This is a genomic window from Variovorax durovernensis, assembly GCF_977011995.1.
This window is the reverse complement of record NZ_CDRNCW010000001.1, coordinates 2,782,501-2,795,333: the sequence shown is the minus strand read 5'-3', so window position 1 is coordinate 2,795,333 and position 12,833 is coordinate 2,782,501. Positions and strand designations below refer to the sequence as shown.

General features: G+C 64.1%; 11 protein-coding genes, 2 rRNA genes and 1 pseudogene (1 of these 14 running past the window's edge). 10 read left to right on the top strand and 4 right to left on the bottom strand.

Annotated elements, in window-relative coordinates; genetic code table 11:
• Positions 1–36 precede the first annotated feature (36 nt).
• The 7 genes and pseudogenes from ACWV14_RS13340 to ACWV14_RS13310 all read left to right on the top strand — a co-directional run bounded on the left by ACWV14_RS13340 (position 37) and on the right by ACWV14_RS13310 (position 5,642).
• Positions 37–1,065 carry an amidohydrolase family protein gene (locus ACWV14_RS13340; protein ID WP_454909052.1) on the top strand — a complete coding sequence of 343 codons (1,029 nt, stop codon included), beginning with the start codon at positions 37–39 and terminating at the stop codon, positions 1,063–1,065.
• A gap of 2 nt (positions 1,066–1,067) precedes the next feature.
• Positions 1,068–1,769, top strand: coding sequence for a 4-carboxy-4-hydroxy-2-oxoadipate aldolase/oxaloacetate decarboxylase (ligK, locus tag ACWV14_RS13335; protein WP_422086094.1), 702 nt, complete (start codon positions 1,068–1,070; stop codon positions 1,767–1,769).
• Positions 1,770–1,785: 16 nt separating this feature from the next.
• Positions 1,786–1,932 (top strand): annotated as a pseudogene (locus ACWV14_RS13330) (gallate dioxygenase); the annotation flags it as partial.
• A gap of 86 nt (positions 1,933–2,018) precedes the next feature.
• On the top strand, positions 2,019–2,999 hold the full coding sequence (locus ACWV14_RS13325) for a Bug family tripartite tricarboxylate transporter substrate binding protein (RefSeq protein ID WP_454909051.1): 981 nt from the start codon (positions 2,019–2,021) through the stop codon (positions 2,997–2,999).
• 8 nt (positions 3,000–3,007) lie between these two features.
• Positions 3,008–4,009, top strand: a complete 1,002-nt coding sequence (locus ACWV14_RS13320; protein WP_454909050.1) for a Bug family tripartite tricarboxylate transporter substrate binding protein — start codon at positions 3,008–3,010, stop codon at positions 4,007–4,009.
• Positions 4,010–4,034: 25 nt separating this feature from the next.
• Complete coding sequence (locus tag ACWV14_RS13315; RefSeq protein WP_454909049.1) at positions 4,035–4,928, top strand: DUF1932 domain-containing protein; 894 nt, start codon at positions 4,035–4,037, stop codon at positions 4,926–4,928.
• Positions 4,929–4,946: 18 nt separating this feature from the next.
• Entirely contained in the window at positions 4,947–5,642 is a 696-nt protein-coding gene (locus tag ACWV14_RS13310; RefSeq protein WP_454909048.1) for a substrate-binding domain-containing protein, read from the top strand.
• Here ACWV14_RS13310 and ACWV14_RS13305 read toward each other — a convergent pair.
• On the bottom strand, positions 5,639–7,057 hold the full coding sequence (locus tag ACWV14_RS13305) for an FAD-binding oxidoreductase (protein ID WP_454909047.1): 1,419 nt from the start codon (positions 7,055–7,057) through the stop codon (positions 5,639–5,641). The two genes, ACWV14_RS13310 and ACWV14_RS13305, sit on opposite strands and share 4 nt — an antisense overlap.
• Entirely contained in the window at positions 7,054–8,433 is a 1,380-nt protein-coding gene (gene hglS, locus ACWV14_RS13300; RefSeq protein WP_454909046.1) for a 2-oxoadipate dioxygenase/decarboxylase HglS, read from the bottom strand. Before hglS ends, ACWV14_RS13305 begins: the two co-directional genes overlap by 4 nt.
• A gap of 204 nt (positions 8,434–8,637) precedes the next feature.
• On the opposite strand from hglS, the gene ACWV14_RS13295 reads away from it, so the two are divergent.
• The 3 genes from ACWV14_RS13295 to ACWV14_RS13285 all read left to right on the top strand — a co-directional run bounded on the left by ACWV14_RS13295 (position 8,638) and on the right by ACWV14_RS13285 (position 10,395).
• The gene (locus ACWV14_RS13295) at positions 8,638–9,564 is read left to right on the top strand and encodes a hypothetical protein (RefSeq protein ID WP_454909045.1); all 927 of its coding nucleotides are present in this window, start codon (positions 8,638–8,640) and stop codon (positions 9,562–9,564) included.
• 24 nt (positions 9,565–9,588) lie between these two features.
• On the top strand, positions 9,589–9,891 hold the full coding sequence (locus ACWV14_RS13290; protein WP_454909044.1) for a PAAR domain-containing protein: 303 nt from the start codon (positions 9,589–9,591) through the stop codon (positions 9,889–9,891).
• A gap of 78 nt (positions 9,892–9,969) precedes the next feature.
• Positions 9,970–10,395: a DUF1801 domain-containing protein gene (locus ACWV14_RS13285; RefSeq protein ID WP_454909043.1), complete on the top strand. Its 426-nt coding sequence runs from the start codon at positions 9,970–9,972 to the stop codon at positions 10,393–10,395.
• Positions 10,396–10,754: 359 nt separating this feature from the next.
• On the opposite strand, the gene rrf is transcribed toward ACWV14_RS13285, so the two are convergent.
• Together rrf and ACWV14_RS13275 are read right to left on the bottom strand one after the other, a co-directional pair.
• A 5S ribosomal RNA gene (gene rrf / locus ACWV14_RS13280) occupies positions 10,755–10,867 on the bottom strand.
• 128 nt (positions 10,868–10,995) lie between these two features.
• Positions 10,996–12,833: ribosomal RNA gene (locus ACWV14_RS13275) — 23S ribosomal RNA — on the bottom strand (it continues 1,033 nt past the right edge of the window).

The following is a 12,833-nucleotide window of genomic DNA, read 5'->3' as shown; positions in this document are numbered from 1 at the left end:
TGAAGCCACCACTGCACACCGCCCGGAGCGCTGCGAATGATCATCGACTGTCACGGCCACTACACGACCGCCCCCAAGGCCCTGGAGACATGGCGCAACCGGCAGATCGCCGGCATCACGGCACCATCGGAGAGGCCCAAGGTGTCGGAGCTGAAGATCAGCGACGACGAACTGCGCGAATCCATCGAGAGCAACCAGTTGCGCCTGATGAAGGAGCGCGGCAGCGACCTCACGATCTTCAGCCCGCGCGCGAGCTTCATGGCCCACCACATCGGCGACTTCGAGGTCTCATCGACCTGGGCCGCCATCTGCAACGAGCTGTGCTTCCGCGTGAGCGAGCTGTTCCCCGACCACTTCATCGGCGCGGCCATGCTGCCGCAGTCGCCAGGCGTCGATCCGGCCAGCTGCATTCCCGAGCTGGAGCGCTGCGTGAACGAATACGGCTTCGTCGGCATCAACCTCAACCCCGATCCGTCGGGCGGCCACTGGACCAGCCCGCCGCTGTCCGACCGGCACTGGTATCCGATCTACGAAAAGATGGTGGAGCTCGACATTCCCGCGATGGTGCATGTCAGCACCAGCTGCAACGCCTGCTTCCACACCACCGGCGCGCACTACCTGAACGCCGACACCACGGCCTTCATGCAGTGCCTTACATCCGACCTGTTCAAGGACTTCCCCGCGTTGCGCTTCGTCATTCCGCACGGCGGCGGCGCGGTGCCCTACCACTGGGGCCGCTTTCGCGGCCTGGCGCAGGAAATGAAGAAGCCGCTGCTGAAGGACCACCTGCTCAACAACATCTTCTTCGACACCTGCGTGTACCACCAGCCGGGCATCGACCTGCTCACGCGCGTGATCCCGGTCGACAACGTGCTCTTCGCGAGCGAAATGATCGGCGCGGTGCGCGGCATCGACCCCGAGACCGGCTTCAACTACGACGACACGCGCCGCTACATCGACGCCACGCCGATGCTCGACGACAAGGCCCGCCGCCAGATCTACGAAGGCAACGCGCGCCGCGTGTATCCGCGGCTGGACCGCGCCCTCTCGCAAAAAGGACTCTGAACATGACGACCACTCCCGTCCTGCAGGAACTCGGCGTCGTGCATCGCCGCGTGGTGCGCGCCGACGCGGCCGCCGTCGAGAAGCTGTCGCGCTTCGGCGTGTCCACCGTGCACGAGGCGCTGGGCCGGCTGGGCCTGATGGCGCCGCGCATCCGCCCCATCCACCCCGAGGCGCGCCTGTGCGGCACCGCCATCACCGTGCTGCTGCAGCCCGGCGACAACTGGATGCTGCATGTCGCGGCCGAGCAGGTGCAGCCCGGCGACGTGGTGGTGGCCGCCTGCACCAGCGACTGCACCGACGGCTTCTTCGGCGACCTGCTGGCCACCTCGCTCAAGGCGCGCGGCTGCAAGGGCCTGGTGATCGACGGCGGCGTGCGCGACGTGCGCGACCTCATCGCCATGGACTTTCCCGTGTTCAGCCGCGCCATCCATTCGAAAGGCACGATCAAGGCCACGCTGGGTTCGGTCAACGTGCCGGTGGTCTGTGCCGGCGCGCTGGTGCAGCCGGGCGACGTGGTGGTGGCCGACGTCGACGGCGTGGTGGTGGTGCCGGCGCAGCTTGCAGCACGCGTGGCCGACGCCGCGGAGGCCCGCGAAGCCAACGAAGCCGGCAAGCGCGCGCGCTTCGCGGCTGGCGAACTGGGCCTGGACATGTACGCCATGCGCGAGCCGCTCGCCAAGGCCGGCCTGCGCTACATCGACTGAGCCAGGAAAACGCACCGTGGCTCACATCATCGGCGCCGTCGCGTGCTCGCACACGCCCACCATCGGCTTCGCGTTCGACAAGAACAAGCAGCAGGACCCGGTCTGGGCGCCCATCTTCGAGGCCTTCGCGCCGGTGCAGCAATGGCTGGCCGACAAGAGGCCCATCGGCCGCTCGCTGCTGGCGCCGGCGTGCCGCGCCCCGGCCAGACCGCTGAGCCCACCCGATTTCGATTCCGGAGACAACAAACAATGAAACCCCTTTCCCGACGCCTCATGCTCGGCGTGGCTGCGCTGGCCATGTCCGGCCACTTCGGCATTGCCGGCGCGGCCGACGCGTTTCCGTCCAAGCCCGTGAAAGTGCTCGTGGGCTACAGCGCCGGCGGCGCGGTCGATGCCATCGCGCGTTCGGTGGGCCTGAAGATGTCCGCCATCCTCGGGCAGCCGGTGATCGTCGAGAACAAGCCCGGCGCAGGCACCAACATCGCGATCAAGTCGGTCATCACCAGCCCGCCCGATGGCTACACGCTGCTGCTGGCCGCGAATGCACTGGCGGTGAACCCGTCGCTGTTCCAGCCCGCGCCCTATGACCTGGAGCGCGAGCTGACGCCGGTGGCATCGGTCGGCCGCGTGCCGGTGGTGTTCACGGTGCGCGAAGAGTCGGCCATCAAGACGCTGCCAGAGCTGGTCGCGGCGGCAAAAGCCAAGCCGGGCGGCCTGACCGTCGCCACGCCGGGCAACGGATCGACGCCGCACCTGGCCATGGAGCTGTTCCAGCACACCGCCGGCCTGCAACTGCGGCACGTTCCCTACAAGGGCGGTGCGCAGGCGCTCACCGACGTGCTCGGCGGCCATGTCGACGTGGTCGCGGTGAATGCGCTCGAGGCGCTGCCGCTCGCCAAGTCGGGCAAGCTGCGCGTGCTTGCGGTGATGAGCGCCGAGCGCTCCGCCGTGCTGCCGGGCGTGCCGACGGTGGCCGAATCGGGCTACCCGGGTTTCGAGGCCAGCGTCTGGTATGGCTTCGTCGGTCCGGCCGGCCTGCCCAAGGCCGTGGTCGACAAGCTGCACGACGCGGTGCAGAAAGCCATCGACTCGCCAGAGGTGCGGGCTCAGCTCGCGGCGGCCGGCGGTATTCCGCTGCCGGGGCCGACCGAGCAGTTCACGAAGCTGCTGAAGACCGACGTGGCGCGCTACGGCAAGCTGATTCGCGAAGCCGGCATCAAGCCCGATTGACGCACGCCATGTCCACCAGCATCACCCGTCGCCAGGCCTGCCTCGCGGCAGCAGCGACCGCTCTCCTGCCGGCAAGCCGCACCGCCGCAGCCGCGCAGCAGGCGTATCCATCCAAGCCGATCCGCATGGTCATTCCGTTCACGCCCGGTGGTTCCACCGACGTGCTCGGGCGGGCCATCGGCATCGAACTGGGCCACGCCTGGCACCAGCCGGTGGTGGTCGACAACCTGCCCGGCGCCGGCGGCTCCATCGGCGCGGACAAGGTGGCGAAGTCGCCCGCCGACGGCTACACGCTGCTGATGGGCCACATCGGCACGCTGGCCATCAACCCGTCGCTCTACCCCAAGCTCGACTACGACCCGGTGCGCAGCTTCGCGCCCGTGGCATGGGTGGCGCGCGTGCCGAACGTGCTGGTGGTGCATGCCTCGGTTCCGGCCCGCACGCTGGCCGAACTGGTGGCGCTGGCCAAGGCGCAGCCGGGGAAACTGGCCTTCGGTTCGGGCGGCAACGGCAGCGCGGCGCACATCGCGACCGAGTACCTCAAGCTGCAGACCGGCGCGTCCTTCCTGCACGTGCCCTACCGGGGCACCGCGCCGGCGGTGACGGACCTGCTCGCAGGCCAGCTGCAGCTGCTGTTCACCGGCGCGCCGGCGCTGCTGCCGCACATCAAGGCCGGCAAGCTGCGCGCGCTGGCGGTGTCGAGCCCGCAACGCATCGCGCTGCTGCCCGACGTGCCGACCGTGGCAGAAAGCGGCGTGCCCGGCACGAAGGATTTCGAGGCCGACCAGTGGTACGGCGTGGTCGCGCCGGCAGGCACGCCCGCGGACATCGTCGCCATGCTCAACCGGCAGATCAACCAATCGCTCAACTCGGCCGAGGTCAAGGCCCGGCTGAACGCGGAAGGCGCCGAGCCCACGCCGTCGACGCCACAAGTCTTCGGCCAACTCATTGCGAGCGAAATGAAACGGTGGGACCGCGTGATCAAGAGCGCCCACATCACCGTCGACTGAAGAAACCACGGAGACACACACCATCATGAGAACGACACTGGGCCTCATCGGCTATGGCGAAGTAGGCGGCATCTTCGGACGCGGGCTGCGCGCAAAGGATGGCGTGGACGCCGTCTGGGTCTGGGACAAGCGCTTCGCGGATGGCGCGACGGGTGCGGCGGCGCGGGCGGCGGCAGAAGGCGACGGAATGCGCGTGGCAAGCGGCATGCAGGAACTTTGCAGCCATGCCGATCTGCTGGTCTCGGCAGTCACCGCGTCCAACACGCTGGCGGTGGCCGAGGAAGCCGCGCGCCATGCACGCAGCGGCAGCCGCTTTCTCGATCTCAACTCCGCGTCTCCCGGCACCAAGCAGCGCGCTGCGGCGGCGCTGGAGCCAGCGGGCGTCTCCTATGTCGAGGCCGGCGTGATGACTTCCGTGCCACCGTACGGCATCCGCGTGCCGATGCTGCTGGGCGGCCCGCAAGCCGAAGCACTGGCCGCAACGCTGGCCGGCTGGGGCATGGACGTGCGCGTGGTGAGCGAACAGCTCGGCGTGGCCTCGGCGATCAAGATGAGCCGCAGCATCATGATCAAGGGACTGGAAGCGCTGGTCATCGAAAGCTACACCACCGCGCGGCGCTACGGCGTGGAAGCGCATGTGCTGCCGACGCTGAAGGAGACCTTTCCGCAGATCGACTGGGACAAGCAAGGCGCATACTTCTTCAGCCGCGTCGTGCAGCACGGCAAGCGCCGCGCCGAGGAAATGCGCGAGGCGGCGCAGACCGTGCGCGAGGCCGGCTTCGAGCCGCTCATGGCTGCGGCCATCGCGTCGAAGCACGACTGGGTGGCCGCGCAGGCGCGCGACGGCGTGTTCGACGGGCTGGATGCCGACAGCGATTGGCAGGCCTACGCGGACCGGCTGATCGGCCGCGACGCCTGATTCTTCTCGTAGATGCATATGACCACGACGATCCGGGGAATCGGCTCGATGGCCACGCGTGGCCTGATGCTGGAACTGACGGCGGCGTATGCGCGCTCTAGCGGCGTGGCGGTTGCCGTCGAGTCGGTCGGCGGCGTCGAGGCCGTGCGGCGCGTGTCATCGGGCGAGCCATTCGACCTGGTGGTGCTGGCGTCGGACGCAATCGACAAGCTTGCGGCCGCCGGCAAGCTGGATGCGTCGAGCAAGTTCGATGTGGTCCGCTCCGGCGTTGCCGTGGCTGTGCATGCGAATGCGGCGCGGCCCGACATCTCCAGCGAAGACGCGGTGCGGCGGGCAGTGCTGGAGGCCGAACGCATCGCCTGCTCGACCGGGCCGAGCGGCGTGGCGCTGATGGCGCTGTTCGAGCGCTGGGGCATTGCAGGCACGGTCAAGGAACGGCTGGTGCAGGCACCGGCCGGCGTGCCGGTGGGTTTGCTCATTGCGCGTGGAGAGGCTGCGCTGGGGTTCCAGCAGCTGAGCGAATTGATGGGCGTCGAAGGCATTGCGCTGCTGGGGCCGCTGCCGACGGAGATACAGATCACGACAACCTTCAGTGCCGCGCCAGGCATGGGTACGTCGCAACACGACGCTGTGATTGAACTGCTCGCCTGCATGACTTCAATGGAAAGCGAAGCGGCAAAGCGCCGTTTCGGCATGGAGCCTGCCGGAAACTAGACCCGGATCACGCGTCCCGGGTTGAGCGTGTTCTTGGGATCGAGCCCGCGCTTGATCGCACGCATCATCTCCAGCGCCACCGGCGACTTGTGCTTCTCCAGCTTGTCGACCTTGAGTGAGCCCACGCCGTGCTCCGCCGAGAACGAGCCGCCGAACTTCTCCACCGCGTCGTACACCAGCGTGTTGATGCGCTCTTCCTCGTTCTTCAGGAACGCCTTGGTGTCGATGTTCTCCGGCGCCTGCACGTTGTAGTGCAGGTTGCCGTCGCCCAGGTGCCCGAAGTTCACGAGGCGCACGCCCTCGATCTCCCGCTTCAGCAAGGCATCGGTCTCTTCCACGAAAGCCGGAATGCGCGACACGGGGATCGAGATGTCGTGCTTGATGTTCAGCCCTTCCTCGGCCTGCGCCAGCGGAATGCTCTCGCGGATGTGCCACAGCTGGTGGGCCTGTGCCAGGTTCTCTGCCACCACCGCGTCGGTGACGCAGCCGTCCTCGAAGGCGGTTTCCAGCAAGGCCTCGAAGCGGGCGCGGGCGTGGTCTTCGGATTCGCTGTCGGAATTTTCCAGCAGCACGCAGTACGGCACCGCCTCATCCTTGATGAAGGGCACGCGCAGCTGCGGCATGTGCTTGTCGACCAGGCTCAGCGCGAACTTGCCCATCACCTCGAAGCCGGTGAGGCCCGGGCCCAGGTGCTTGTGCGCCAGGCCCAGCAGCGTGACCGCATGGTCCAGCGAAGGCACCGCCGCCCAGGCCGTCAGTTGCGCAGCCGGCAGCGGATACAGCTTCATGGTCGCGGCGGTGATGACGCCCAGCGTACCCTCGCTGCCGACGAACAGGTCGCGCAGGTCGTAGCCGGTGTTGTCCTTGCGCAGGCCGCTGGTGCCTTCCCAGATCTCGCCCTGGGGCGTGACCACTTCCAGCCCCAGGCACAGTTCGCGCGTGTTGCCGTAGCGGACCACCTGGGTGCCGCCGGCATTGGTGGCCAGGTTGCCGCCGATGGTGCAGCTGCCCTCCGCGGCCAGGCTCAGCGGGAACAGGAAGCCGGCCTTCTCGGCGGTTTCCTGCAGGGTCTGCAGGATGCAGCCGGCCTCCACCGTCATGGTGAGGTTGGCGGCGTCGATGGTGCGGATGGCGTTCAGGCGCTGCAGGCTCAGCACCACCTGGGTGCCGCTGTCGTCGGGGATGGAGCCGACCGCCAGGCCGGTGTTGCCGCCCTGCGGCACGATGGCCGTGCCGGCGGCCGCGCAGGCCTTGACCACGTCGGCCACCTGCTGCGTGTTGGCCGGGCGCACCACGGCCAGTGACTTGCCGCGTGCGCGCTTGCGCCAGTCCTGTTCGTAGGCGGTGAGGTCGCCTTCGTTGAGCACGTGCTGGGCGCCGACGATGGCGCGCAATTGTTCGATCAGTGCGGTCACGGTGCGGCCAGGAAAGGAACAGCCGCTTTCAACGAGCGCGCCTGAGCTTCTTCATACAGCGCGATCTCGTCTTGCACCTGGGCGCCCAGCGCGGCCTCGAACACGGCCTGCGCACTGTTGGCGGCGTAGCTCTTCTGCTCGTCCGCGCCGAGATTCGACTGGAAAATGCCGGCGGCGCTCACGGGCAGGAAGTCTTCGTAGGTGATGGGCTCGGCATCCAGCCAGCCTTCGTCGACGAGGGTGTGGAGCGACTTTGCGGCAAGTGCGTCCTGGTTCGCGGCGCGGCCCTTGTCGGTCAGCGCGTAGCGGAAGAAGCCGAGGCCCGCTTCGCGCATCGTCTTCAGGTCGTCCGGGAAGTCGCTGAACGCGGCATTCAGGCGAGCCTGGTAGTCGGCTCCTGCATTGCCGGCGCCGTTCGCATCCCGCACGCGGGAGAGCAGCGCGTCATAGAGCGCGCGGCCCTTGCGGGTCAAGGCAACGCCGCGTTGCTCGATCTCGCCGAACCGCGCGGTGTGCGTTCCCGCCTCGGCCTCGCTCTCCCCCACGAACGCCACGCGTTCCTGCAGCGCGCGGAAACTGGTCTGGCGCAGCAGGATCGGCACCTTGCGGCGCGGCGGGCCTTCGATGACGTCCTTGGCGGTCATGCCGCGGCGCGTCATCTCGACCTGAGCGTCGTCGATGTTCAGGGTGCGCGGCGTCAGGTGATTGATGTGCGGGCCCTTGAAGCAAGCCACGTCGGCAATGAGGCGGTGCGCCGCCAGCAGCTTGTCGTAGGTGGCCTTGCTCACCGTGGCCTCGCGGTGCCAGCGGAAGGTCTCCAAGGCCTGCGCCACGAACTCTTCCGCCTGCGCCGCCGTCAGGCCGCCGGCCGTCTCGGCCTGCTCGATGAGCGCCAGCACGCGCGGCGTGAAGATGTTCCGGCGCGCCAGGATCTGCTGCACTTCCGCGCGCAGCGCCGGGTCTTCGATCAGCTCGAGCCGCAGCAGCGAAGTGAAGACGCGAAACGGGTTGTTCGACAGCGACGCGTCGGTCACCGGACGAAATGCGGTCGAGTGCACCGGCACGCCGGCCACGGACAGGTCGTAGTAACCGACCGGCGCCATGCCCATCACCTTGAACAACCGCCGGATCGTGGCCAGTTCCTCCGGCTTGCCCAGGCGGATGGCGCCGTGGCGCTCGACGTCGATGCGCTCCAGCTCGCCGTTGCTGCGCAGTTGTGCCAGAAGGGCCGGCTCGCGCATGCTGTCGGCGTTGACGTTGGCGACGACATCGAGCAGATCACCGTACAGCGGCACCTCCTCGCGGTACATCTCGGACATGCGGCGGGAGAACAGCGAACGGATCTCGTCGCTGGGGAGGAAGGTGGTGTCGTTCATTGGGGGTGGTCTTGAAGTGTCGCGATGCGCCCGGCATTCCCGGAGCGCATCGGCCGAGTGCGCAGCCAAAATTTTCGGCAGCGCAGGCAGGCGGGTCAAACGATCTTCTTGCCTGACGTCATTCCTTCAGCGCATGAACTCTGACATTCGGCGGCAGCTACCATCGCGAGGTTGCAACTGCGTCACGTCGCCGGAGTGAAGCCCATGCCAGTGTCTCCCTTGCAAGATGCTTCCGCCCTACTCCAGATACGGCTGCTCAGCGAAGGCAGCGATGTGTCCTCGGCGGTGCCGCTCCTCTCGGCCACCGTCGAGCGTGCGATGGACAAGGCGGCGACGGCCACGCTGGTGTTCCTCGAAGGCGATCCGGCCTCGCAGGCTTTTGCCTTGAGCGAGTCGGCCACTTTCTGGCTCGGTGCAGGGATCACGGTCAGCGCCGGCTATGGCGAGAACGACGAGATGATTTTCAGCGGCACGGTGTCGGGCCAACGCATCAAGATTGCGCAAGGTTCGCCTGCGCAACTGGTGGTGGAGTGCCGTGACAAGACGGGCACCGACAACGAAATGTCAACGGATGCGACGCCCGCTTTGGCCTTGACCTATGGCGTCGACCTGATTGATTTCGAAGGCGGCTTTGAAGACGAAGTGAGCAGCACTGGCACGTCGGGTCTGCGCGGCCACATGCGGTTCCAGGGCAGTGCTTTGGCCCGCCCTGGTACGCCAATCGAACTCAGAGGCCTGGGCGCGCGCCTCGACGGCAATGTGCTCTGCACCGGCCTCACGCATGACCTGCGGGGCGGCAACTGGATCACCACCGTCCGATTCGGCGCCGCAACGTGCCCCTCCACCGCCGCCTTGCTCGAGTTGACCGATGGGAACGGCAACAGGATCGCAATCGATGCCAACGGCATCACGCTGGAAAGCCCGAAGAACATCCGACTCACCGCCGGCGGCACGATGACGCTTGAAGCAGTCGGTGCACTCTCAGTCAGTTCGAAGGCCGATGCGAAGGTCAGCGGCCTGAACATCGATTGCCGCGCCCAGGTCTCCTTCGTTGCCACAGGTTCGGCCAGCGCGGAGTTGTCGGCCGCCGGGCAGACCGTGGTCAAGGGTGCGATGGTGTTGATCAACTGACAACAAGAACAAGGCCCCATCGCCATGCCACCAGCCGCCCGCTTGACCGACATGCACGCCTGTCCCATGACGACGCCTGGCAGTCCGGTTGCCATTCCCCACGTCGGCGGCCCCGTGATCGGACCCGGTGTGCCCAGCGTTCTCATCGGTAGCCTGCCGGCAGCGGTGCTTGGCGACAACGTAATGTGCGTGGGGCCGCCCGACGTCATCGTGCAAGGCTCGGCGACGGTGCTCATCGGCAGCCGCCCAGCGGCACGCGTTGGTGATGCGACGGCGCATGGGGGCAGCATCATCATGGGTTTACCTACCGTGATGATCGGGGGTTAGGCAGGTCTGCGCAGATCGGTGCGGCCGTCGACGGCTACCATTCGGCTTCACCGTCGGGGCAACCTCCAGGAAGAAGACATGAAGAAGTCGTCGGACGACACGAACCCGAGCCCGTCGGCCTCGGAGCTCATTTCGAACAAGATCGCCGAGCTTGGCGACTGGCGCGGTGAGACGCTCGCCAGGATGCGCAAGTTCATCAAGGAAGCGGACCCCGAGGTCATCGAGGAATGGAAGTGGATGGGCACGCCGGTCTGGTCGCACGACGGCATCATCTGCACCGGCGAGTCTTACAAGAGCGCGGTGAAGCTCACATTTGCCAAGGGTGCGTCACTGAAGGACCCCACTCAACTCTTCAACGCGAGCCTCGACGGCAACACGCGTCGCGCCATCGACATTCATGAAGGAGAGAAAGTTGCCGCACCCGCCTTCAAGTCGCTCGTTCGTGAGGCGATCGAGCTTAATGGTGCCGGCAAATCGAAGTCTTCGAAGAAGGCGAAGAGCTGAGCTTGCTCGCCATCGTTGGATGTGTGGAAACTTGGGCTGGCTGTCGGTGTGCCTGTGGCGGCTGTCACGCTGAAGGCGCCTTTGCAAAGCTGAACAGTACTGGTGCCCCAGGGGGTACAGTCGGGAATGACTTCACATACGCCTGCTACACCTGCCCTGCCTGCCGCAGTAACTCCTGTTGAAATTACAGAGACTCGAGCATTCGCACAAGCTTGGATTCTCTTTGCGGTGCTATTTGTAGTGGTTATCGGCGTTCTGTGGGCATTGCAAGCCCACTATGGATGACGATCACGTTGCAGCCTCCCCCAAAGCAAAAAACCCCAGTCAATAGATTGACTGGGGTTTTCTGGGCTGTAAGAGCCTGACGATGACCTACTTTCACACGGGAACCCGCACTATCATCGGCGCTGAGTCGTTTCACTGTCCTGTTCGGGATGGGAAGGAGTGGGACCAACTCGCTATGGTCATCAGGCATAAAGGGTTGTCCGGTTGATCACGCGATCAATCGAACGAATTCATAGAGTTTGGAATCAGCTTTTGGCGAATTGTTTTGAATGCGTCAACTTGGCATAACACCTTGATCTGATCGATCAAAGTTATAGGGTCAAGCCGCACGAGCAATTAGTATCAGTTAGCTTAACGCATTACTGCGCTTCCACACCTGACCTATCAACGTCCTGGTCTTGAACGACTCTTCAGGGGGCTCAAGGCCCCGGCAGATCTCATCTTGAAACGAGTTTCCCGCTTAGATGCTTTCAGCGGTTATCTCTTCCACACTTAGCTACTCGGCAATGCCACTGGCGTGACAACCGATACACCAGAGGTGTGTCCACTCCGGTCCTCTCGTACTAGGAGCAGGCTTCCTCAAATCTGCAGCGCCCACGGAAGATAGGGACCAAACTGTCTCACGACGTTTTAAACCCAGCTCACGTACCTCTTTAAATGGCGAACAGCCATACCCTTGGGACCGGCTACAGCCCCAGGATGAGATGAGCCGACATCGAGGTGCCAAACACCGCCGTCGATATGAACTCTTGGGCGGTATCAGCCTGTTATCCCCAGAGTACCTTTTATCCGTTGAGCGATGGCCCTTCCATACAGAACCACCGGATCACTATGTCCTGCTTTCGCATCTGCTCGACTTGTCAGTCTCGCAGTTAAGCACGCTTATGCCATTGCACTATCGTCACGATGTCCGACCGTAACTAGCGTACCTTCGAACTCCTCCGTTACGCTTTGGGAGGAGACCGCCCCAGTCAAACTGCCTACCATGCACTGTCCCCGATCCAGATAATGGACCTAGGTTAGAACCTCAAACACACCAGGGTGGTATTTCAACGTTGGCTCCACAAGATCTAGCGACCCTGCTTCAAAGCCTCCCACCTATCCTACACAGATCTGTTCAAAGTCCAATACAAAGCTACAGTAAAGGTTCATGGGGTCTTTCCGTCTTTCCGCGGGGAGATTGCATCATCACAAACATTTCAACTTCGCTGAGTCTCAGGAGGAGACAGTGTGGCCATCGTTACGCCATTCGTGCAGGTCGGAACTTACCCGACAAGGAATTTCGCTACCTTAGGACCGTTATAGTTACGGCCGCCGTTTACTGGGACTTCAATCAAGAGCTTGCACCCCATCATTTAATCTTCCAGCACCGGGCAGGCGTCACACCCTATACGTCCACTTTCGTGTTTGCAGAGTGCTGTGTTTTTAATAAACAGTCGCAGCCACCGATTTTTTGCAACCCATTCATGCTCCGTTGTTCACTTCACACTAATAGGGCACACCTTCTTCCGAAGTTACGGTGTCAATTTGCCGAGTTCCTTCTCCTGAGTTCTCTCAAGCGCCTTAGAATACTCATCTCGCGCACCAGTGTCGGTTTGCGGTACGGTCGTATATAGCTGAAGCTTAGTGGCTTTTCCTGGAACCTCGTTCAGTCACTTCACCAGCAAGCTGGCTCGATCGTTGGCCTCGGTATATGTGCACCGGATTTGCCTAATGCACGCCTACATCCAACTAAACCGGGATATCCAACACCCGGATGACCTATTAAGATCCGTCCCCACATCGCACTATATATCGGTACAGGAATATTGACCTGTTTCCCATCAGCTACGCATCTCTGCCTCGCCTTAGGGGCCGACTCACTCTACGCCGATGAACGTTGCGTAGAAAACCTTGCGCTTACGGCGAGGGGGCTTTTCACCCCCTTTAACGCTACTCATGTCAGCATTCGCACTTCTGATACCTCCAGCACGCTTTACAACGCACCTTCACAGGCTTACAGAACGCTCTCCTACCACTTGCAATAAATTGCAAATCCGCAGCTTCGGTAACTGGCTTAGCCCCGTTACATCTTCCGCGCAGGACGACTCGATCAGTGAGCTATTACGCTTTCTTTAAATGATGGCTGCTTCTAAGCCAACATCCTGACTGTT

Coding starts and splice junctions, on each gene's coding strand:
- ACWV14_RS13340 (WP_454909052.1), top strand. CDS start 37: ATGATCATCGACTGTCACGGCCACTACACGACCGCCCCCAAGGCCCTG.
- ACWV14_RS13325 (WP_454909051.1), top strand. CDS start 2,019: ATGAAACCCCTTTCCCGACGCCTCATGCTCGGCGTGGCTGCGCTGGCC.
- ACWV14_RS13320 (WP_454909050.1), top strand. CDS start 3,008: ATGTCCACCAGCATCACCCGTCGCCAGGCCTGCCTCGCGGCAGCAGCG.
- ACWV14_RS13290 (WP_454909044.1), top strand. CDS start 9,589: ATGCCACCAGCCGCCCGCTTGACCGACATGCACGCCTGTCCCATGACG.
- ligK (WP_422086094.1), top strand. CDS start 1,068: ATGACGACCACTCCCGTCCTGCAGGAACTCGGCGTCGTGCATCGCCGC.
- hglS (WP_454909046.1), bottom strand. CDS start 8,433: ATGAACGACACCACCTTCCTCCCCAGCGACGAGATCCGTTCGCTGTTC.
- ACWV14_RS13295 (WP_454909045.1), top strand. CDS start 8,638: ATGCCAGTGTCTCCCTTGCAAGATGCTTCCGCCCTACTCCAGATACGG.
- ACWV14_RS13285 (WP_454909043.1), top strand. CDS start 9,970: ATGAAGAAGTCGTCGGACGACACGAACCCGAGCCCGTCGGCCTCGGAG.
- ACWV14_RS13315 (WP_454909049.1), top strand. CDS start 4,035: ATGAGAACGACACTGGGCCTCATCGGCTATGGCGAAGTAGGCGGCATC.
- ACWV14_RS13310 (WP_454909048.1), top strand. CDS start 4,947: ATGACCACGACGATCCGGGGAATCGGCTCGATGGCCACGCGTGGCCTG.